Origin of the sequence: Martinezella rhizogenes (assembly GCF_000799715.1) — a bacterium.
Lineage (GTDB): Bacteria > Pseudomonadota > Alphaproteobacteria > Rhizobiales > Rhizobiaceae > Rhizobium > Rhizobium rhizogenes_C.
In genome coordinates this window covers 55394-75919 of the sequence record NZ_JUHG01000014.1, presented here as the reverse complement: position 1 = coordinate 75919, position 20526 = coordinate 55394, and the positions used below count along the sequence as shown (strand labels likewise).

Sequence of the window (20526 nt, the reverse complement as noted above, 5' to 3'; positions counted from 1 at the left end):
GGAAATGCAACTCTGCGCATCAGGCCTGAACGGGATTTGGTTGCGCACGTCTGATTGTTGGAATAAATGATGACCATCATCTTATTCCAACACTCCCGAGACCGATTCGCCGGTGACCGGCCCTTCCGCCCCGGCGAGCAAAATTCGCTCCAGGTAGGTGATTTGCATGACAGCCATTTTATTTTCGCCCTTGTCCGTCGGTCCTTACGAACTGGCGCATCGCGTCGTCATGGCGCCGTTGACGCGCATGCGGGCGAGCCAGCCGGGCAACGTCCCCTCCCCGATGAACGTCGAATATTACGCGCAACGCGCGTCCGAGGGCGGGCTGATCATTTCCGAGGGCTCGCAGATCTCGCCGAGCGGACAGGGCATGCCGGCAACGCCGGGTATCCATACGCTAGAGCAGATCGTCGGCTGGAAGGCCGTGACCGACGCGGTTCACGCCAAGGGCGGCCGGATCTTCCTGCAACTCTGGCATGTCGGCCGCATCTCTCATTCGTCGCACCAGCCCGGCGGGACGCTACCTATCGCACCCTCGGCGATCGCCGCATCCGGTCAGGCCTTCACGGCCTCGTTCGAGCGCGTGCCCTTCGAGACACCGCAGGCGATCGATATCGACCTGATGCCGCTGTTGATCGACGTCTACGCCCAGGCGGCGGCCAATGCGAAGCAGGCCGGCTTCGATGGCGTCGAAATCCACGGCGCCAACGGCTATCTGATCGAACAATTCCTGCAGGCCCGCTCGAACCAGCGCACCGACCAATATGGTGGCTCGATCGAGAACCGCACGCGACTGCTGCTCGATGTGGTCGAGGCAGTTTCCAAGGTCTGGGGTTCCAATCGCGTCGGCGTCCGCCTCTCGCCCTTCGGCATTGCCAATGATAGCGGCGAGGACGATCCGCTCAGGCTCTACGGCCATGTCATCCGCGAGCTCGACCGGCTGCATCTCGCCTATCTACACTTGATCGAGCCGCGCGCCAGCGGCGCCGGCCAGGCCGAAGTCGACCACAAAAACGTGCCGTCGGCCGCCGAACTCTTCCGTCCGGCCTGGTCGGGAACGCTGATCGCCGCCGGCAATTTCAAGCCCGAGACTGCCGAGGCAGCGCTTGCCGCGGGTCATGCCGACGCCATTGCCTTCGGCCGCCTGTTCATCGCCAATCCGGATCTGCCGGAGCGCATTCGACGAGGTGCTCCTCTTACCCCCTATCATCGCCCGACCTTCTACGGCGGCGGCACCGAGGGCTATACGGACTATCCGACACTCGACGCCAGGGAGGCAGCGGAATGAGCACGCCAAGCGCCATCATCGTCGGAGTGGGAGCGGAACAAGGGCTTGGCGCGGCGCTATGCCGGCTACTGGCCGACAAGGGCTACCATGTCTTCATCGCCGGCCGGACCCTGGACAAGATCGCCAAGGTCGCCGACGGCATCAATGCCTCCGGCGGCAGCGCCGAAGCGATAGAGACCGATGCGACCGACGAAGCGGCCGTGACGCGGCTGTTTGATCATGCGTTTGCGCCGCGGAATGAGATCGACCCGCCCGACTTCATCGTCTTCAACGCCGGCATCAACCGCCCCATCGGCTTTCGCGACGTCACCGCCGCCGAGTTCGAGGAATTCTGGCGCATCTGCTGCTTCGGCGGTTTCCTCGTCGGGCGTGAGGCCGCCCGCCATCTCGCTCCCCTCGGACGTGGCACAGTGATCTTCACCGGCGCTTCGGCCAGCTTGCGCGGCAAGGCAGGCTATGCGCAGTTCGCCGCCGCCAAGGCAGGCTTGCGCATGATCAGCCAGAGCATGGCGCGGGAATTCGGACCGCTCGGCCTGCATGTCGCCCATACCATCATCGATGGCGGCATCGACGGCGACAGATTGCGGTTGAGGCGACCAGAGGTACAGACCGACAGCCTGCTCAACATCGACGCCATCGCCGAGACCTACTGGCATATCCACCGCCAGCACCCCTCCGCCTGGACCCAGGAAATCGACCTGCGCCCCTACAAGGAAAACTTCTGAGGTCGGCAATCAGCCCAGATCCTAGCAATTTCGCGAAAGGGCTTTCGCGAGGTTGAGGAACTTCGGCTGCATGATATCGCATCGGCTGCGATGGGCACCGTTCTCCGTGTCGGGCGATTCGCTCGAGATGGTGAAAGACCACGCGGACGGGCGCTTTCGGCGACGGCGGAAGCGGCGCGCAAGGCGGCCGAAAATGCCCTGTGAGCCGCCGCGAGCCTTATCGCCAGGAAGATGCGGCTCCACCGCATTCGGGTTGGCGGGATCACCCCAGCGATCATTGTAGAGATCCTTGAAGAAATCGTTGGTCTGCATCGGAGAAGCTCTCATTTTTGAATCGATTCAAACTCGATTCGGATTATCTCTTTGAATCGGTTCAATCCTACGCTTGAAAATTCTCCCGTCAACCAGAATTGAACCGATACAATTTCATGCTAAGGTGCCTTGGAGTGAAAATGGAGGCGATATTGGTCAAGGGCACCATCAAGCTCGCGGATGTCGCCAAGGCGGCGGGGGTATCGCAGGGAACGGCTTCCAATGTTTTCAGCCGGCCTGATGTCGTGCGCGATGAAGTGCGCGAGCATGTTCTCGAGACGGCCAGACAACTGGGATATCCGGGTCCGAGCCTCACCGGCCGATTGCTGCGAGCGGGAAAGGTCAACGCCATCGGCGTCGCGGCCGTGGAGCCGCTCGCCTATTTCTTCGACGATCCTTGGGCAAGGGCGCTGCTGGCGGCCATTGCCCAGGTTTGCGATGCCAGCGGCACCGGGCTTGCACTCGTTTCGGCCAAGGATCGGCATCGGCTGGACTGGAATATCAAGAACGCCCTGGTGGACGGCTTCATCCTATTGTGCGTGGAAGGCGGCGAACAACTCGTGCAGCTGACGCACGAGCGGCAATTGCCCTTCATTGCCTTGGCATTGAATGGCAATGATCCGTCGATCAGATCGATCAGCGTCGACAATGTCAGGGGGGCTGCGACAGCGGCCACGCATCTGGCGGAACTGGGCCACCGGCGCTTTGCCGTCCTTGCCACCGAATTTGTCAACGATCGTGTCGGACCTGTCGGCATTGGCGAGATCGAGCGGGCGATCTATTCGACTTCGCGTGATCGCACTATCGGCTATTGGCAGGCGCTCGAGGCCTCCGGCATCCAGCGTCAGGATGTTCCGATCTACGAAACCAACAACGACAAGGCGAGCGTCGAGACATGTCTCGAGCATCTGTTTTCAATGCCGGAGCCGCCGACCGCCATCCTCGCGATGTCCGATAACATCGCAATGTTAGCCATGACTTGGCTGGCGGCACGAGGTCTTACCGTTCCGGAAGACGTCTCCATTATTGGCTTTGACGGCGTGCCGGAGGGCGGCATGGTGGAACCGGGCCTGACGACGATGGCGCAACCCTTTGCCGAGATCGCCCAACGCGCTGTACGGGCGGTTATCGACGACGCCATGCCGATCGAGCGAGAGATAATCGAGGTGACCCTGATGGTTCGTGGCAGCACCGCGGCACCGAAAACATAAAGTAACGCAGGCAAAGCTCGCGAGTTCCTCGAATTGCTTTAGCCAGCCTGTTGTTCGATATTCGCCGTCCGCATCTCGATCAACTGTCGAGCAGCCGCGGCGGCGGCGTCCCTGTCGCCCGCCACCTGCACGGTCGGGAAGGCGAACTGGATGCCGTTTTCGTCGAAGGCCTGCTTGATCATCGCCAAGGCGCTGCGGCGGATGGCGGAGAGTTCGTTGGGCTTGGCGGTGAATGCCAGCCGGATCTCGATCGCGAAATCGCCGAACTGCTCGACACCCTTCATTTTCAGTGTCTGGATGATGTTGGGGGCAAGCTCCTCATCATCCAACAAGCGCTGGCCGATATCCTTGATGATCCGCTTCATCTTCACCAGATCGGTATCGTAGGTGACCTTGACGATGATCTTGTCGATCGCCCAGTCGCGGTTCATGTTGTTGACCGCGCCGAGCGAGCCGAAAGGCACTGTCGCCAGCGGCCCACGCTGGTGGCGCAGTTTCACCGAACGCAGGCTGAAGGATTCCACCACGCCCTTGTGGTTGCCGCTTTCGATATATTCACCGACACGAAAGGCATCGTCCCAGAGATAGAACATGCCGCTGATGACATCCTTGACGATGGTCTGGGCGCCAAAGCCGACGGCAACGCCGACAACGCCGGCGCCAGCGATCAGCGGCCCGATCTGAATGCCCAGCCCCGATAGCACCATCATGATCGCGATGATGACGATGACGACCGCGAGGATATTGCGGAAGATCGGCAACAGCGTCTGCAGCCGCGCCCGGCTGGCCCTCAGCTCCTCGGAATCGCTGACGAGCGGCAATGCCTGCATCAGCCTGCCGTCGATATAGGTCTTCGCCAGGTGCCAGATCAGGTCGGCGGCAAGCAGGACGACGATGCCACCGAGAATGCCGCGTGCGATGCGGTCGATGCCGGATTCGGGCGCCCTCATCATCATATCCGCCTCGACGCCCAGCATCCGGCCAAGCCAGAAGGCGGCAAACGCGATGATCAGTGCACGAACGCCGCGATCTAGAAATACGGCCGCAACACTGCCGGCACCGAAGACGCCGCCGGCCGCATCGTGCAATGCCTCCACAGCCCGCGACGACACCGAAAGCGCGCGCGGCAGCAGAATGACATAGATGCCAACCCACAGCAGACCTTCGAAACCGGTCACCCACAGGCACCAAAGTGCCGCGAAATAAACCGTCAGCAGCCAGGATATCGCTGTTCTGCCAGGCTTTTCTGGCTGCGACGGGCGCGACCAGACAGCTTCCACGGCGATCAGGAACAGGCCGATGCCGAGTGTGTAGCCGACGAGATAGCGGGCGCCATTGGAAAAGCCGAGCGGCACGATCGCCTGCATCACCGCCCAACCGCAGGCGAAATAGATGGCGAACAAGGTGCAGCGCCGATACCAATACGTCGCCACCCGCCGGCGCTCCGCGATGCGCGCGGCACCGGCGTCTTCATCCAGAACATCGCTCGCCCGGCGCATCGCGATCAGTTCCATCAGCAATTTGCCGATCGAGATGGCCAGCCGCATGGAAACGAACGCGATGACGCAGGCAATCGCGAAACTCTCGATGATCGGCGGCCAGTCGAAGATCAGAAGCGGGATCAGCGTCGCCAGGCCGTGAACGATCGCCGGCACAACACCGCCCATGAACTGGAAGCGAGCGGCCTGCAGCTCGGTTTCGACACCATCAGCCTCTTTTGTCCGCTGCGTATGCTTGGCGTTGATCAAGCGCCCGACCACCCATTCGGCAACAAGGCCGAGAAGAAACAGCACCAGCGCCTGGATGCCGATGCGTAGCCGGCCAGCCGCCTCGCCCTCGGCCTCCAGCTTCTGGGATGCCGCCATCACCTCGGAAGGCAGCGTCATCACCGCACCCGATACTATTTCCAGGTGCCGGCGGGTATGGCCGAGCTTATCCGACAGTTCCGACATCTGGCCACCGCCCATGCCGGGGTCGCTGGCGGCAGTGGTGGTGGTTGACGACGTGGGGTTCACCTGCGCCGCAAGCCATTGCTTGACGTCCGGTTCGTTCATCAACTGGATGAGTTCCCGGACCTTCTCCGGTGGTGGCGCGGCAACGACAGTCGCCGGCGTCGTGGCGGCATTTTGCGCAAAGGCCATAGTGGGCATGGCAAGCCCAAACAGACATAGAAGCAGTACCGCGACCGACGGGCCGCGCCCCCCGAAATTATCCATATGCGCTGCCTTTCCCCTGACCGGCCAATTTTGCAGACTATACGCCTTTTTTGCGCACACAAGCAGGTACTTACGCCATTGCTGCAAGCGATTGGGATCGACATTGCACGCCGGCGGCGGCACGTTAGGCTTTGCGAGGAAGCCGTCCTGTTGAAGCATCCATCATCGGATCGCCCGCATGAACAATTACCGGTGTTGGCAGTTCCGTGGCCGTGATTGAACCACGCGACATTGCTACGCGAGATTTGACATAACCGTTTTTATAGCGTGCAACTTGGTGCTGGCGTCCGCGATGGCTATTCGGAGTAGGTTACCTCGGCGAGCCACTTATCCTTGCTAGTGTTGTGAAGGGCCCAGAATTCGCTGGCAATATTGACCGAGGTTTGCGAATCCGGCGCAACCATTGCCGCAACATTGACGACGCCGATGTGAATTCCCTTGTCTTTCAGTGTGTCGAAGAGGCCGAGAGCAAGGGTGCGAAGGCCAGCTTTGCCGATGCTCAAAGAAATGAAGTCGGGAGAGGGCGCCAGGCCGAAGCCGCCGCCGGTCAAGAGGATTGTCCCTTCGCCGCCTTTGGCCATCGGTCCAGCGACGGCTTGAACGGCGACCATGGCGCCCGCGATGTTGATCGCTAGATCCGAGGCGAAGCTCTCAGCCGGCTGACTTGCGATTGTTGCCTGACGCAGCGATGCCGCGTTGTAGTGCATCACCTCGATCGTTCCGTACTTCCCGGTTAGGCCTTCGATCAGGGCCTTGATGGCGTTCGGGTCGGACACGTCGAGGGTGGCGGTCTCACTTGTGTAGCCCTTGCGTTTCAATGTGGCTGACAGGCCTTCCAGCTTGTCTTGATTGCGCGAGGTCAGGATGATGCGATAACCCTCGGCGGCGAACCGCTTTGCTGTTGCCAGGCCAATACCGGGACCTGAACCGATGCTCAGAAAGGTCTTCATAACTAAACTCCATTTTAAGTCGCCGCATTGTGCATCTTTGCAAGGATGTGGTTAATCATGTCATTTAGCAAATAACCTTTGCAGGGAGTGCATGAATTGCCTGATGGCGCGAGCCTTGACGAACTGAACGCATTCGCTGCAACAGCACAGACAGGCAGCTTCACTGCTGCGGGCAAGCGCCTCGGCCGCGACGCATCAGTGGTTTCCCGCCGCGTGAACCAACTCGAGCAGCGGCTCGGCGTTCGCCTTCTCACCCGCACCACGCGCAGCGTGAGGCTGACGGAAGCTGGCGCTTTCTACTACCAGCGGACGCGAGCGGCACTGGCGGAACTCGATACGGCAGCGCGTGAGGTTACGACATTCAGCAAAGAACCGCAGGGTGCCCTCAAGATATCGCTGCCAGTGGTGTTCGGACGAGAAATGATATCGCCGATGTTCCCGGCATTCATCGCAAAGTATCCCAAGATCACCCTTGATGCGGTATTCCTGGACCGTGTCATCGATGTTGTCGCCGAGGGATATGATATAGCGATCCGGGTCGGTAACATCCGGGACAGCATGCTCATCGCGAGGAAGATCTATTCTTTCAAGAACATACTCGTCGCCTCGCCAGACTATGTGGCCCGCAACGGCCGCCCATCGATTCCAGAAGATCTGCGCACTCACGCGTGTCTCGGCTTTACGGGCCATATAGGCTGGCCCGACTGGACGCTGACGATGGGAAATGAGCGTGTCTCCATCCGCCCAAGCGGTCCTCTCACCGCCAACAATGCGGAATCGCTCGTGCTCGCCTCGATTGCGGGAACAGGAATAAGCCTTTCCGCTGACTGGCTGGCGGCGCCTCACCTCGCAAGCGGCAAGCTCATACGCATCCTTCCCGAATGGGCAACGGAAGAAGATATCGGTGTGTTTGCGGTGACGCCGCCCGGAGGAATGGCTCCGGGAAAGACCCGGGCTTTCGTCGAAGAGATTGCTCAGGCGCTGAAGCGGCAGTCTCTATAGATTCCTGTCGAAGACCGGCGGCACTGCACCGATCTCAGCGACGGGCCCTATGTTATTTCGCCGGATCAATATTGCTGGGAGAACGGCAGATGATCGCTGTTCAAGCAGGAGGGGCGGACGATGCAGTAGGCGGAAGGACCTCATGCAAAGAACCATAAATTGGTTCTCTTGGGATACCGCCGCTAAACCACCACCTCGTGATCGACGCGGTCCTCGGCGCCGAAGAATTTCAGGTAGCGTTCGACCTCGGCCGGTTCGCCGGTCGCTTTCTGCGGATTGTCGGAGAGCTTGACGGCCGGGCGGCCGTTGGCTTCGATAACCTTGCAGACGATCGAGATCGGGTTGAGGCCGTGGATCTCGGTTGGGGCGCAGCCGGCAAAGTCGTTGGTGAGGTTGGTGCCCCAGCCAAAGCCCATGCGTACACGGCCTTCGAAATGCTTGTAGGTGGCGATGATCGCGTCGACGTCGAGACCGTCGGAAAAGATCAGCAGCTTCTGGCGCGGGTCACGGCCCATCTTCTTCCACCAGTCGATGATCTTCTCGCCGCCTTCGATCGGCGGGGCGCTGTCCGGACGGAAGCCGGTCCAGTCGGCGACCCATTCCGGGGCGTTGCGCAGAAAGGAGGCCGTGCCGAAAGCATCGGGCAGGACCACCAGCAGGTTGCCGCCATAGAGGCGGTTCCAGTCGCGCAGCACCTTGTAGGGCGCCTTGCCAAGTTCCTCGTCGGTCTTCGCAAGGGCCGCTGCCACCATCGGCAGCTCGTGCGCATTGGTGCCGACGGCTTCGAGATCGGAATCCATCGCGAGCAGCACGTTGCTCGTGCCGGTGAAAGCGTGGGGCACACCTTCCTTCAGCGCCTCAACGCACCAGCGCTGCCAAAGGAAGCTATGACGGCGACGCGTGCCAAAATCGGAAATGTGCAGGTCGGGCAATTCCCTGAGACGCTCGACCTTCTCCCACATCTTCGCCTTGGCGCGTGCATAGAGGACATCGAGCGTGAAAGGACCGAGCGCCTTCAGCGCCGTGCGCGAACGAAGCTCGTTGATGATGGCGAGTGCGGGAATTTCCCACATGCTCGTTTCTTTCCACGAGCCGTGGAAGTCGAGAACATACTGGCCATCACGCTTCGACAGCTCGTATTCCGGAAGCTGGAAATTCGACAGCCAGGTGAGGAATTCCGGCTCGAAGATCTGGGCGCGACCGTAGAAGCTGTTACCCGCCAGCCAGATCATCTCCTTCTTCGAAAGCCGGAGCGTGCGGGCGTGGTCGAGCTGCTCGCGCAATTCCTTCTCGTCGATCACCTCGGCGAGCCGGACGCTCTTGGTGCGATTGATCAGGGAGAAGGTGGCATCGACATCCGGATAGAGCTTCCAGATCATCTGCAGCATCAGGAGCTTATAGAAATCCGTATCGATCAGGCTGCGGACGATCGGGTCGAGCTTCCAGGTATGGTTATAGACACGGGCGGCAATATCGGTCTTCGTCATGTCGTTCCTGCCCGTCTCCCTGCGCCCACCTCACGCCGCGGCCACACAGGCCGGCGGGCGGATACAGTTCTAATCTTATCAAAAAAAGTTGAGGGAAAGTCCAGTCACTGAAGCAAAATTGATAATCATTTGGACACGCGGCTGCGCTTTACCGGCAATGCATGCCTAAGTTTTCAGCTATTTCGACGGCCTCGATCAATAGCCTAGGCTGCGGTCCACCTGATATTGCAGCGGCTCGCCGCTTTCGAAACGGGCGATCTGCTCCTCGACATGCCGCATCAGCGAATATTCTTCCGAGACCGCCGCGTCATGCGGGGTGATGACGACATTCTCCAGGTCCCAGAGCGGGTCGTCGGCCGGCAGCGGCTCAACCTCGAAGACATCGAGCGACGCGCCGCCGAGGATGCCGGCCTCGATTGCCGAGACGATATCGGCCTGGACCTGGCTCTTGCCGCGCCCAGCATTGATGAACACCGGCTTGCCCAGCGCACCATTGCGACGAAGCTTCGAAAACAGCGAGGCGTTGTAGAGCCCGGTTGTTTCCGGCGTCAGCGGCAGCAAGCCGACGAGAATATCGGTTTTTGCGAGAAAGGCATCGAGCTCGCTGGCGTCGAAGGTTTCCATGCCGTCGATATGCTTCTTCTGCCGCGACCAGCCGATGACGTCGAAGCCCATGACCTTGAGCTTGGCGGCGGCATCGAGGCCGAGAACGCCGAGACCCATGACGCCGATGGTGACATCGCGCGCCTCAAGCCCCGCCGGCCGGCCCCAGACGTGTTTACGCTGGTGCCTGAAGTGACCGCAGACATTGCGCAGATGCATCAGGCATTGCAGCACGACCCATTCCGACATGCGCACCGTCAGGCTGCGATCGACGAAGCGAACGATAGGAATATCTCGCGGAGTGGCGGCAGTGATCAGGGAATCGACTCCGGCGCCGCCGGAGAAGATGATCTTGAGGTTGGGCGCACGCTGATAGAGATCGGCATCCGGCTTCCACAGAAGTGCATAGTCGACATGGCTCAGATCCAGGCCCTTGGTGGCAGGATCGGCAAGATTGATGCTGCCGCGATCGCTAAACGAGGTCTTGAGGACCTTGGCAACGCTCTCCGGATTGAACTTGAGATCGACGAGAACGGGACTTTTGATCGACATGGCGCTTGTCTCTATTGCTGGATGGCGGCGGTGGGCACGGCCTCGATGTTGAAAGCGGCGGCGAGAAGCGCCTTGGTGTAATCCTCTTGCGGCGCGCGGAAAATATCCGCCGACGGACCCTGCTCCACCACCTTGCCGAAGCGCATGACGATCAGGTCGTTGGCGAGCGCCTTCACCACCTTCAAGTCGTGGCTGATAAAGAGATAGGCAAGGTCATGACGCTGCTGCAGGTCGCGCAGGAGATCGACGACCTGGGCCTGCACGCTCATGTCGAGCGCCGATGTCGGCTCGTCCAGCATGACGAAGCGCGGCTTCAGCACCATGGCGCGGGCAATGGCGATGCGCTGGCGCTGGCCGCCGGAAAATTCATGCGGGAAACGCCAGCGGGTCAGAGGATCGAGGCCGACCTCCTCCAGCGCCCAGCAGACGCGCTGGTCACGCTCTTCCGCCGACAGGGATGGCTCATGCACCTTCAGCCCCTCGGCGATGATGTCACCGACCGACATGCGCGGGCTGAGCGATCCATAGGGGTCCTGGAAGACGACCTGCAGCTGGCGGCGCAGCGGCCGCATCTCCTTGAACGAATAATCGGCAATATCCTTGCCGACGAAGGCGATGCGGCCCTTGGACGAGATCAGCCGGGCAAGCGCCAGGCCGAGCGTCGTCTTGCCGGAGCCGCTCTCGCCGACGACGCCGAGCGTCTGGCCGGCGCGAAGCTTCAGATCGATGCCGTCGACCGCCTTCACATGGTCGACCACCTTGCGCATCAGCCCGGCCTTGATCGGGAACCAGACCTTGATGTCGGAGCCTTCCATGACCACGGGCTTGCTGGTGTCGCTGACCGGCGGCTCGCCGCGCGGCTCGGCGGCGAGCAGATGGCGGGTATAGTCGTGCTGCGGGTTGGTGAAGACCTCCTCGACCGTGCCGGTCTCGACAATCTTGCCCTTGGTCATGACGCAGACGCGGTCGGCGAATTTACGGACGATGCCGAGATCATGGGTGATGAACAGCATCGACATGCCGTGCACGCCCTTGAGATCCCGCAGCAGTTCGAGGATCTGCGCCTGCACCGTCACGTCGAGCGCCGTGGTCGGCTCGTCGGCGATCAGGAGTTCCGGCCGGTTGGCGAGCGCCATGGCGATCATCACGCGCTGGCGCTGACCGCCGGACAGTTCATGCGGATAGGCTTTCAGGCGTTTTTCCGGCTCGCGAATGCCGACCTGGTTGAGAAGCTCGAGCGTGCGGCGACGAGCCTCCTGGCCGACCACGCCCTGGTGCAGCGCCAGGATTTCCATGATCTGCTTTTCGATCGAATGAAGCGGATTGAGCGAGGTCATCGGCTCCTGGAAGATCATCGTGATGTCGTTGCCGCGCACGGCGCGCAACTCATTGTCCGATGCCTTCAACAGGTCCTTGCCCTTGAAGAGGATTTCGCCCGAGGGGTGGCTCGCGGACGGATAGGGCAGCAGCTTCAGGATCGAATTGGCCGAGACCGACTTGCCGGAACCGCTCTCGCCGACCAGCGCCAGCACTTCGCCCTTATGGATATCAAACGAGATGCCGTCGACGGCGGTCGAGGTCCGGCCGCCCTGATGAAAGGCGACGGAGAGATTGCGGACGGACAGCAATGGGGTCGAATTATCGCTCATCGGAACGTCTTCCTCGGATCGAACGCATCGCGCACGGCTTCGCCGACGAAGATCAACAGCGACAGCATGATCGACATGGTGAAGAAGGCGGAGAGGCCGAGCCACGGGGCCTGCAGGTTGGACTTGCCCTGTGCGATCATTTCACCCAGCGACGGCGAGCCGGGTGGCATGCCGAAGCCGAGGAAATCCAGCGAGGTCAGCGTCGTGATCGAGCCGGAGAGGATGAAGGGCACGAAGGTCAGGGTCGCGACCATGGCATTGGGCAGCAGGTGGCGATACATGATGGTAATATTGTTGACGCCGAGGGCGCGGGCGGCGCGCACATACTCGAAATTGCGCGCCCGCAGGAATTCGGCGCGCACGACGCCGACGAGACCCACCCAGGAAAACAGCAGCAATATGCCGAGGAGGATGAAGAATCCGGGCGGCAGCACCGAGGCAATGATCAAAAGGATATAGAGTACCGGCATCGACGACCAGATCTCGATGAAACGCTGGAGAAGAAGGTCCGTCCAGCCGCCGAAATAGCCCTGGACGGCGCCGGCGGCAACACCAACGATCGCCGAGCAGATGGTCAGCGCCAGGCCGAACAGCACGGAGATACGGAAGCCGTAGATCATGCGCGCGAAGACATCGCGCGCCTGGTCATCCGTGCCGAGCCAGTTGAGATTGCTCCAGGTGCAGTTCGGGTCATTGACGCCCTGGGCATAGCCTGAGCAGCGCTGTTCCTTGCTCATCAGCCAGAAGGGCGCGGTCGGGGCCGATGAGCCCTGCGGCAGATTGGAGTTGGCGGTCTGGTAGGAATAGTGGATCGGCGGCCAGATCATCCAGCCATTGGCGTTGATCTCGTCCTCGATATCCCCGGAGCGATAATCCGTCTGGGCCAGAAAGCCGCCGAACTTCTCCTCGGGATAATCGACCAGGACCGGCACCAGCATTTCGCCCTTGTAAGAGACGAGGATCGGCCGGTCGTTGGCGATGAATTCCGCCCCTAGGCTGAAGAAGAACAGGATCAGGAACAGCCAGAGGGACCAGTAGCCACGGCGGTTCGCCTTGAAATTCTGCCAGCGGCGAATGTTCGTCGGCGAGAAGAGGCCCTTGCGTGGCGGCTTGACCGTTACAGGCGGAGCGTTGTTCGCTGCGTCCATCAAACGTCCCTCCGCTCGAAATCGATGCGCGGGTCGATCCAGGTGTAGATCAGGTCCGAGATCAGGCTGACGAACAGGCCGAGCAGCGAGAAAATGAAGAGCGTCGCGAAGACGATCGGATAGTCGCGCTGGACGACGGAGAGATAGCTTAAGCGGCCGAGGCCATCGAGCGAGAAGATGTTCTCGATCAGCAGCGAACCGGTGAAGAAAGCGGAAATGAAGGCGCCGGGAAAGCCGGCGATGACAATGAGCATGGCGTTGCGAAAGACGTGGCCGTAGAGCACCCGCCGCTCGCTCAGGCCCTTGGCGCGAGCGGTGATGACATATTGCTTCTTGATTTCCTCGATGAAGGAATTCTTGGTGAGCAGCGTCGTGGTGGCGAAAGCAGCAAGCGACAGCGAGATCAGCGGCAGGACGAGATGCCAGAGGTAATCGAGGATCTTCTGCCACCAGTTGAGATCGGCGAAATTATCCGACACGAGGCCGCGCAGCGGAAACCAGTCGAAGAAGGAGCCGCCGGCGAAGAGCACGATCAGCATGATGCCGAACAGGAAGCTTGGGACCGCATAGCCGACGATGATGACGCCGGAGGTCCAGACATCGAAGGTCGATCCGTCCTGGATCGCCTTGCGGATGCCGAGCGGGATCGAGATGGCGTAGGAGAAGATCAGGATCCAGATACCGAGCGAGATCGACACCGGCAGCTTCTGCCCGATGAGATCGATCACCGAGGTATTGCGGAAAAAGCTCTCGCCGAAATCGAAGCGGATATAGTTCCACATCATCTGCCCGAAGCGCTCCAGCGGCGGCTTGTCGAAGCCGAATTGCTTGTCGAGCTTGGCGATCAGCTCCGGATCGAGCCCCTGGGCGCCGCGATATTTCGAGCTGCTATCATCGCCCCCCTGCTGGCCGAGCATGTCTCCACCGCCGGAGAGACGGCCGTTGGCATTGTCGGCCTGGCCGGTCAATTGTGCGATCATCTGCTCGACGGGGCCGCCCGGCGCAAACTGCACGATGGTGAAGGAGATCGCCATGATACCGACGATGGTCGGGATCATCAGCAGCAGACGCCTGAGGATATAGGCACCCATCAGCCCGTCACTCCCTCATCGAGGAACATGCCTGCCCTGGCCTTCATCCATCCGTCGTTCAATTCACTTTCCCTTCCGCCGCGTAAAGCCCGGCGCAGTCATTCATTTCAACCCAAAACCGCCGAATCGGCGTGGCGCATTTGGAGCCCAGCCCGCCCGCCATTGCAAGAGCCGCTCATTTTGCGGCGCTTTTCGACCACCAGAGATCGGGGAAACCGATGGAGTAATAGGGCAGTGCCGACGGATGGTCGAATTTATCCCAATAGGCGATTCTGGTGGTGGTTCCGTAGAAGGTCGGCAGGACATAGTGGTGAGAGAGCAGCACACGGTCGAGCGCCCTGACCGTCGCTTCCTTTTCCGGTACGTCCTTTGCGAAGATCACCTTCTGGATGAGAGCATCGATGCCCGGATCGGCTATCCCAGCATAGTTGCGGGACCCTTGGCGGCCGGCCGAAGCGGAGCCCCAGAAATCGGCCTGCTCGTTGCCGGGGTTCAGCGTCTGCGCCCAGACGACCCAGATCATGTCATAGTCGAAGCTGCGAATACGGTTGATATACTGCGACGGATCGACCGTCCTGACGCTGGCATCGATGCCGATGCGACGCAGGCTCTGCATGTAGGGCAGCACCGATCTTTCCAGCGACGGATTGTTCAGCAGGAGTTCCAGTGAAAACGGCTGGCCGGTCTGCGCGTTCACCATTTGATTGCCCTTGAGAATCCAGCCCGCCTCCTTGAACAAGGCGACGGCCTTGCGAAGATTGTCGCGCGCCTTCTGCGGATCGCCACCGACGGGATTGGCATAGGGTGCGGTAAAGACCTCCGCGGGAACCTTGTCCTTGACGCTATTCAGAACATTCAGTTCCTCCCCTTGCGGAAGGCCCGAGGAGGCGAATTTCGTACCGAAAAAGAAGCTGTCGACACGCGTCAGCTTCCCGAAGGAAAGGGTTCGGTTCAGTTCCTCGAAATCGTAAACATAGTTCAGTGCCTCACGCACGCGCTGGTCCTTGAACTGTGCGCGGCGCATGTTGGGAACCAGGGCCTGCATGATACCGACCGAGCGCAGCGTGTTGGGCAATTCGTCCCGCTTGATGCGGCCGTCCTTGGCGGCTGGGAAATCATAGCCGGTCACCCAATGGCTTGTCGAATTATCCTGCCAGTAATCAATGACACCGCTTCGGAAAGCCTCGAACGCGACGTCGTAATCGGAAAAATAGACATAGTTTATCGCGCCGAAATTGTTCTCGCCAACGTTGACCGGCAGGGTCTTGCCCCAATAATCGTCGCGCAGTTCGTAGCGGATCGAAGCACCCGGCTGGAAGGACGCAATCCTGTAGGGACCGGACCCCATGACCGGCTCAAGCGTCGTGCGTGCAATGTCGCGCGGCTTGCCGTCGGGGCCTTTTGCTTCCCACCAATGTTTCGGCACGATGGTAAGCTGGCCCAGGATCGAGGGCATCTCACGGTTGCCCTTTTCATCGAAACGGAAGGTGACGTCGCGCTCGCCGGTCTTTTCGGCGCTCACGACATGCCCGTAATAGCTGGCCGTCTGCGGATTGAGCTCCTTGAATTTCTCGAAGCTGAAGATGACGTCCTCGGGTGTTACCGGCGTGCCATCGGCCCACTTCGCCTCGGCGCGCAGCCGGAAGGTGGCGCTCGAAACGTCATCGGGATAGGAAACGCCCTCGGCAAGCAGACCGTAGGAAGAATTGGCCTCGTCATCCGCCTTCTTTAGCAGCGTATCGTAGACCAGCTCTATTCCGTCGGCGGGATTGCCCTTGAACAAGACCGGATTGAGCGTATCGAACGTGCCGCTGCTCGACTGCTTCAACTCGCCGCCCTTCGGCGCATCCGGATTGACGTAATCGAAATGCTTGAAGCCGGGCGGGTATTTCAGGTCGCCGAGAATGGCGGTGCCGATGTGGAATTGCGGCTCATCGGCGCTGGATGGGGCCGGCAAGGCCAGCAGGCAGAAAAGAGAAACAACCAAGCCCGCTTTCAACCGCGACAACGCCATTCATGATCTCCCGATGATTTGAATGGAATCAAGCATAAGGCAAATGAGGGCAAAAAACAGGACGGAATTGCTCATCTCTTCGCGATTCGCGCGATCGGCATCCCATGGAATCAGGCTTTTGCCGTGGCTTCCTCCAGGCGCTTGCGCAGCATCAGGCGCAATTCGCGGACAAGACGTCGGTCCTCGGCCGCTTCCGGCTCGTTGGCGACGACGACGGCGATGCGCAGCAATTCGAGAATGATCGCCGACATCAAGGCGATGTCGTCCGTGACCGGCGGTTCCGCGTGTCGCAGGATGGACGAAATCAGCTCTTTCATCTCCGTCCGTGACCGCATCTTGCGGTCCTTTGGAACATCGCGGCGGGCGGCAAGCACCGGAAACTCCGGAAACGTCTCGATGAAGGCGCCAAGCCTGTCGAAGATCGCCTCGCCGCTATCGGCCGCCGAAAGGCCGTCGCTCTTTTCTGCAATGTCCTGAAACACCGCCTTCAACCGCTCCAGCCGATCGATATGCAGCGCTTCGGCAAGCAGTGGCTTGGTCGGAAAGAATTGATAGAGCGAACCGATCGACGAGCGCGCCTCCGCGGCGATCTCCGTCATCGTCGCGGCGTCGTAGCCTTTGCGGGAAAAGATTCTCGCGGCCGCTTCCAAGAGTATGGCAACACGATCATGACCCCGTCGGCGCTTTGGAACACGCGTCTGCGGCTCCGCGCTTGATTTTTGCGAGGATTCCCTCATATTTGTCATTGTGAGGATACCCTCATATTTTCCCCGGAGCCCCTTGATGCCTCTTTACGATCCCCAAACCACCGCGCTTATCTCCATCGATCTGCAGGGTCTGGTTCTCAACCGACCGCTGGCACCCCACTCTGCGCAGCAGATCGTCGAGAATACGGCCGCCATCGCCCGAAAATTGAAAGCCGACGGCGGAACCATAGTCTTTGTGACGGTTGGATTTTCCGCAGACTATGCCGACGCTGTCAACCAGCCCGTCGACGAAACCTTCAGCTTTCCAGAGGGAGGTTTGCCGGCGGCGGCAATGGCACCCCCCGCCGAGATCGCCGCGCTGACACCCGATGTCGCCATCGTCAAGCGCCACTGGAGCGCCTTTTACGGCACCGAACTTGACCTGCAACTACGCCGCCGTGACATCAAAACCGTGATCATCACCGGTGTCGCCACCAATTTCGGTGTCGAGTCGACCGTTCGCGATGCCTATGCGGCCAATTATGCCGTCATCGTCGCCGAGGATGCGGTGACGACTTTCTCCGAGGAGATGCAGGTTTTCGCCTGCACGAAAGTGCTGCCACGGCTGTCGCGTATCCGCAAGACCGCGGATATTCTGGCAGGCTGATCATGGAGTTAGCAGTCCAGGCAGGCAATATGCGACAGCCCATTGGTCTTGAGCGATAAAACACGGATTCACCAAAATCGCTTTTCAAGGTAGATTTCCGCGCAAATCACTTCGGCCAATGCCGGCAGCCTCGCAAGGAACCATATGATTTCCCTCCTGGTTCGAACCTTCAATACCGTCAGCAAACTTGCCCTCGCCACCACGATCGGCGCGGGCCTCGTCGCCGGCGACGCATTGGCCCAGCAGGCTGGTCCGACGCCCGGAAGCGCCAAGGCGATCTTCGGCGCGGTGACGCTGCCGACGGGAGGGCCGCCGCAATCGATCGGCTTTTATGCCAAGGGTTGCCTCTCCGGCGCCGTGGCGCTACCGGCCGATGGGCCGACCTGGCAGGCGATGCGCCCGTCGCGCAACCGGCGCTGGGGCCGGCCGGAGATGGTCGGGCTGCTGGAACGCCTGTCGCGCGACGCGGCGAAAAATGACGGCTGGCCGGGCTTGCTCGTCGGCGATATGGCGCAGCCGCGCGGCGGGCCGATGTTCAACGGCCATGCCTCGCATCAGATCGGGCTCGACGCCGACGTCTGGCTGACGCCGATGCCATCGCGGACGCTGACGGCGGCCGAGCGCGAAAGCCTGCCTTTCACCTCGATGCTGGCGAAGGACAAGTTCCTGACCATCAACGACAGGGTCTGGACACCGGCGCATGCCCGCCTCCTGATGCGCGCCGCCAGCTATCCCGAAGTGCAGCGCATCTTCGTCAATCCGGCCATCAAGAAGAAAATGTGCGACAGCTGGACCGGCGACCGTACCAATCTTGGCAAGCTGCGTCCGGAATATGGTCACGATTCGCATTTCCATATCCGCTTGAGCTGCCCGGCGGGCTCGGTCGGCTGCACGCCGCAGGCGCCGGTTGCCGCCGGCGACGGCTGCGACAAGACGCTCGCCTGGTGGCTCGGCCCCGAACCCTGGGCCAAGCCGAAACCCAGCACCAAGCCGCCGGTAAAGCCCCGCGAGGTCATGGTGTCCGATCTGCCCAAGGCTTGCCAGGCCGTGCTGGACGCGCCCTCGGTTGCCTCGGCCCGCGCCGCCACCTATGGGACCAAGGCGGCTGCACCGGCGACCGCGACTGGCACGCTGCCAGTTTCCAGCACTGGCACTGGCATCACGCCACCCGGCAGCATTCCGCAACAGTGACAGCACCAAGAGGCCGGTCTTTCAAAGGCCGGCCTCTTGGTATAGAAGGCGGATAAATCGATTGAAAAATCCGAGACGGAGTGGAATTTCATGGCCGGCGGCAAATGCATCGCACTGATCGCACATGATCAGAAGAAGGATGCGATGGCGGAGTTTGCACGCCGCAACCAGGATGCCCTTGCCGATTGGCGTATCGTCGCCACGGGCACGACCGGCGGCCGCGTGCTTGACGCCTGCCCCGATCTCAAGGTCACCCGCCTGAAGAGCGGCCCACTCGGCGGCGACCAGCAGATCGGCGCGATGATTGCTACTGGCGATATCGACATGCTCATCTTCTTCATCGACCCGCTCACCCCCATGCCGCACGATGTCGATGTCAAGGCATTGACTCGGCTTGCCGTTCTCTACGACATTCCGATGGCCCTCAACGAGGCCACCGCAGAACGCCTGATCAAAACACTGAACCATTAACCCGCCTTCAGGCGGCAGACACGGACCTGTCCATGCCCGAGCTCAATCACAGCGATGCCCCCCTGCCCTTTCCGATCCTGATCGGCGATATCGGGGGAACCAATGCCCGCTTCTCCATCGTCGTCGATGCCCATGCCGAGCCGGTGCATTTTCCGATTGTGCAAACCGCCAATTTCAAGACGATCGACGATGCGATCGAGGAAGCTCTCGCCAAGTCGGCGGTGCGGCCGCGCTCGGCGATCCTCGCCATGGCCGGTCCAGTCAGGGGCGACGAAATTCCGCTGACCAATTGCGACTGGGTGATCCGCCCGAAGACGATGATCGCCAATCTCGGCATGGAAGATGTGCTGATCATCAATGATTTCGAGGCGCAAGCGCTGGCGATCGCCGGTATTTCCGAAGAGCATCGCGCAACCATCGGCGAGACATCTGAAGGCATGGTGGCTTCACGCGCCGTGCTCGGCCCGGGCACAGGCCTCGGCGTCGCCGGCCTCGTTCACTCCCAGCATACCTGGATTCCGGTGCCGGGCGAAGGCGGCCATATCGATCTCGGACCGCGCAGCGAGCGCGATCTGCAAATCTGGCCGCATCTGGAAACGATCGAGGGTCGCATTTCCGCCGAACAGGTCCTCTGCGGCCGCGGCCTGCGGAACCTCTATCATGCGATCTGCAAGACCGACGGCATCGAGCCCAGCCTCAAGGAACCGGCCGATATCACGGCGCATGCGCTCGCTGAAACCAACGTTCAGGCCGAAGAGACCCTGACGCTGTTCGTCACCTATCTCGGTCGCGTCGCCGGCGATATCGCGCTGGTCTTCATGGCGCGCGGCGGCGTCTATATCACCGGCGGCATCTCGCAAAAGATCCTGCCGGCGCTGCAAAGGCCGGAATTCCGTGCCGCCTTCGAGGACAAGGCACCGCATACAGCCCTGCTGAAATCGATCCCGACGCATGTCGTCACCCATCCGCTCGCGGCACTTTCGGGTCTCACGGCCTATGCCCGCATACCGGCAAGCTTCGGTCTGGCGACGGACGGACGGCGCTGGCGGCGTTGACCCGGCCGGGGCGGCAGGCGGGCTTTTTGGCGCAAAACAAGGGAGGCGGCACGGCACCCTTTTTTGTAGGTGGCCCCTTCCCTTATAGTATTGACCTTGGCTCCATGGCCTGCCTCTTAACCAGCGCGGCAAGCCATCTCTAGCCAAAGCCGTCCTAACTCTTTAATAGAGCCGCGAAAGCGTGTGCCATACGCGGCTCGCTTGGTTT

The 20526-nt window shown here is 60.9% G+C and carries 18 protein-coding genes; 8 read left to right on the top strand and 10 right to left on the bottom strand.

All coding sequences use genetic code 11. The features are described 5' to 3' along the window. Window positions 1-166 precede the first annotated feature (166 nt). Window positions 167-1288, top strand: coding sequence for an alkene reductase (locus EX00_RS17810; protein ID WP_047460669.1), 1122 nt, complete (start codon window positions 167-169; stop codon window positions 1286-1288). Continuing rightward, window positions 1285-2013 (top strand): SDR family NAD(P)-dependent oxidoreductase, encoded by a 729-nt coding sequence (locus EX00_RS17805; protein ID WP_047460667.1) that lies wholly within the window; start codon window positions 1285-1287, stop codon window positions 2011-2013. The genes EX00_RS17810 and EX00_RS17805 overlap by 4 nt, the downstream gene beginning before the upstream one ends. Before the next feature lie 21 nt (window positions 2014-2034). Here the strand turns inward: EX00_RS17805 and EX00_RS17800 are convergent, their stop codons facing one another. Further along, a complete protein-coding gene (locus EX00_RS17800) occupies window positions 2035-2325 on the bottom strand; it encodes a hypothetical protein (RefSeq protein WP_047460664.1) in 291 nt (96 codons plus the stop codon). A 140-nt stretch (window positions 2326-2465) separates the two neighbouring features. Here EX00_RS17800 and EX00_RS17795 point away from each other — a divergent pair, with 140 nt between their 5' ends. Next, window positions 2466-3536, top strand: coding sequence for a LacI family DNA-binding transcriptional regulator (locus EX00_RS17795; RefSeq protein WP_047460661.1), 1071 nt, complete (start codon window positions 2466-2468; stop codon window positions 3534-3536). A 38-nt stretch (window positions 3537-3574) separates the two neighbouring features. Here EX00_RS17795 and EX00_RS17790 read toward each other — a convergent pair whose 3' ends face one another. Continuing rightward, on the bottom strand, window positions 3575-5752 hold the full coding sequence (locus EX00_RS17790; protein WP_047460658.1) for a mechanosensitive ion channel family protein: 2178 nt from the start codon (window positions 5750-5752) through the stop codon (window positions 3575-3577). A gap of 296 nt (window positions 5753-6048) precedes the next feature. Further along, window positions 6049-6702, bottom strand: a complete 654-nt coding sequence (locus EX00_RS17785) for an SDR family NAD(P)-dependent oxidoreductase (protein WP_047460655.1) — start codon at window positions 6700-6702, stop codon at window positions 6049-6051. 87 nt (window positions 6703-6789) lie between these two features. On the opposite strand from EX00_RS17785, the gene EX00_RS17780 reads away from it, so the two are divergent. Next, window positions 6790-7704, top strand: a complete 915-nt coding sequence (locus EX00_RS17780; protein ID WP_234709049.1) for a LysR family transcriptional regulator — start codon at window positions 6790-6792, stop codon at window positions 7702-7704. 182 nt (window positions 7705-7886) lie between these two features. Here the strand turns inward: EX00_RS17780 and pncB are convergent, their stop codons facing one another. From pncB to EX00_RS17745, 7 genes are all read right to left on the bottom strand, one after another. Beyond that, complete coding sequence (gene pncB, locus EX00_RS17775; RefSeq protein ID WP_047460651.1) at window positions 7887-9191, bottom strand: nicotinate phosphoribosyltransferase; 1305 nt, start codon at window positions 9189-9191, stop codon at window positions 7887-7889. 195 nt (window positions 9192-9386) lie between these two features. Further along, on the bottom strand, window positions 9387-10346 hold the full coding sequence (locus EX00_RS17770; RefSeq protein WP_047460650.1) for a 2-hydroxyacid dehydrogenase: 960 nt from the start codon (window positions 10344-10346) through the stop codon (window positions 9387-9389). Between the two features lie 11 nt (window positions 10347-10357). Next, window positions 10358-11995, bottom strand: coding sequence for an ABC transporter ATP-binding protein (locus EX00_RS17765; RefSeq protein ID WP_047460648.1), 1638 nt, complete (start codon window positions 11993-11995; stop codon window positions 10358-10360). Then, window positions 11992-13143: an ABC transporter permease gene (locus EX00_RS17760; RefSeq protein WP_047460646.1), complete on the bottom strand. Its 1152-nt coding sequence runs from the start codon at window positions 13141-13143 to the stop codon at window positions 11992-11994. Before EX00_RS17760 ends, EX00_RS17765 begins: the two co-directional genes overlap by 4 nt. Then, window positions 13143-14234, bottom strand: coding sequence for a microcin C ABC transporter permease YejB (locus EX00_RS17755; protein ID WP_047460640.1), 1092 nt, complete (start codon window positions 14232-14234; stop codon window positions 13143-13145). Before EX00_RS17755 ends, EX00_RS17760 begins: the two co-directional genes overlap by 1 nt. A gap of 175 nt (window positions 14235-14409) precedes the next feature. Next, a complete protein-coding gene (locus EX00_RS17750; RefSeq protein ID WP_047460637.1) occupies window positions 14410-16248 on the bottom strand; it encodes an extracellular solute-binding protein in 1839 nt (612 codons plus the stop codon). Between the two features lie 110 nt (window positions 16249-16358). Continuing rightward, window positions 16359-16994 carry a TetR/AcrR family transcriptional regulator gene (locus EX00_RS17745; protein WP_047460634.1) on the bottom strand — a complete coding sequence of 212 codons (636 nt, stop codon included), beginning with the start codon at window positions 16992-16994 and terminating at the stop codon, window positions 16359-16361. A gap of 37 nt (window positions 16995-17031) precedes the next feature. On the opposite strand from EX00_RS17745, the gene EX00_RS17740 reads away from it, so the two are divergent. The 4 genes from EX00_RS17740 (at window position 17032) to EX00_RS17725 (ending at window position 20318) form a co-directional block, all read left to right on the top strand. Continuing rightward, on the top strand, window positions 17032-17601 hold the full coding sequence (locus tag EX00_RS17740; protein WP_047460631.1) for an isochorismatase family protein: 570 nt from the start codon (window positions 17032-17034) through the stop codon (window positions 17599-17601). 144 nt (window positions 17602-17745) lie between these two features. Beyond that, window positions 17746-18792 (top strand): penicillin-insensitive murein endopeptidase, encoded by a 1047-nt coding sequence (mepA, locus tag EX00_RS17735; RefSeq protein ID WP_047460629.1) that lies wholly within the window; start codon window positions 17746-17748, stop codon window positions 18790-18792. A gap of 90 nt (window positions 18793-18882) precedes the next feature. Beyond that, the gene (locus EX00_RS17730) at window positions 18883-19263 is read left to right on the top strand and encodes a methylglyoxal synthase (RefSeq protein WP_047460627.1); all 381 of its coding nucleotides are present in this window, start codon (window positions 18883-18885) and stop codon (window positions 19261-19263) included. A gap of 32 nt (window positions 19264-19295) precedes the next feature. Beyond that, window positions 19296-20318, top strand: a complete 1023-nt coding sequence (locus EX00_RS17725; protein WP_047460624.1) for a glucokinase — start codon at window positions 19296-19298, stop codon at window positions 20316-20318. Window positions 20319-20526: the final 208 nt, after the last annotated feature.

What these genes read in the sequence shown, in the direction of transcription:
- EX00_RS17765 (WP_047460648.1), bottom strand. Translation starts at nt 11,995, where the DNA reads ATGAGCGATAATTCGACCCCATTGCTGTCCGTCCGCAATCTCTCCGTC.
- mepA (WP_047460629.1), top strand. Translation starts at nt 17,746, where the DNA reads ATGATTTCCCTCCTGGTTCGAACCTTCAATACCGTCAGCAAACTTGCC.
- EX00_RS17795 (WP_047460661.1), top strand. Translation starts at nt 2,466, where the DNA reads ATGGAGGCGATATTGGTCAAGGGCACCATCAAGCTCGCGGATGTCGCC.
- EX00_RS17805 (WP_047460667.1), top strand. Translation starts at nt 1,285, where the DNA reads ATGAGCACGCCAAGCGCCATCATCGTCGGAGTGGGAGCGGAACAAGGG.
- EX00_RS17725 (WP_047460624.1), top strand. Translation starts at nt 19,296, where the DNA reads ATGCCCGAGCTCAATCACAGCGATGCCCCCCTGCCCTTTCCGATCCTG.
- EX00_RS17800 (WP_047460664.1), bottom strand. Translation starts at nt 2,325, where the DNA reads ATGCAGACCAACGATTTCTTCAAGGATCTCTACAATGATCGCTGGGGT.
- EX00_RS17770 (WP_047460650.1), bottom strand. Translation starts at nt 10,346, where the DNA reads ATGTCGATCAAAAGTCCCGTTCTCGTCGATCTCAAGTTCAATCCGGAG.
- pncB (WP_047460651.1), bottom strand. Translation starts at nt 9,191, where the DNA reads ATGACGAAGACCGATATTGCCGCCCGTGTCTATAACCATACCTGGAAG.
- EX00_RS17740 (WP_047460631.1), top strand. Translation starts at nt 17,032, where the DNA reads ATGCCTCTTTACGATCCCCAAACCACCGCGCTTATCTCCATCGATCTG.
- EX00_RS17785 (WP_047460655.1), bottom strand. Translation starts at nt 6,702, where the DNA reads ATGAAGACCTTTCTGAGCATCGGTTCAGGTCCCGGTATTGGCCTGGCA.
- EX00_RS17745 (WP_047460634.1), bottom strand. Translation starts at nt 16,994, where the DNA reads ATGACAAATATGAGGGAATCCTCGCAAAAATCAAGCGCGGAGCCGCAG.
- EX00_RS17730 (WP_047460627.1), top strand. Translation starts at nt 18,883, where the DNA reads ATGGCCGGCGGCAAATGCATCGCACTGATCGCACATGATCAGAAGAAG.
- EX00_RS17755 (WP_047460640.1), bottom strand. Translation starts at nt 14,234, where the DNA reads ATGGGTGCCTATATCCTCAGGCGTCTGCTGCTGATGATCCCGACCATC.
- EX00_RS17760 (WP_047460646.1), bottom strand. Translation starts at nt 13,143, where the DNA reads ATGGACGCAGCGAACAACGCTCCGCCTGTAACGGTCAAGCCGCCACGC.
- EX00_RS17790 (WP_047460658.1), bottom strand. Translation starts at nt 5,752, where the DNA reads ATGGATAATTTCGGGGGGCGCGGCCCGTCGGTCGCGGTACTGCTTCTA.
- EX00_RS17750 (WP_047460637.1), bottom strand. Translation starts at nt 16,248, where the DNA reads ATGGCGTTGTCGCGGTTGAAAGCGGGCTTGGTTGTTTCTCTTTTCTGC.
- EX00_RS17810 (WP_047460669.1), top strand. Translation starts at nt 167, where the DNA reads ATGACAGCCATTTTATTTTCGCCCTTGTCCGTCGGTCCTTACGAACTG.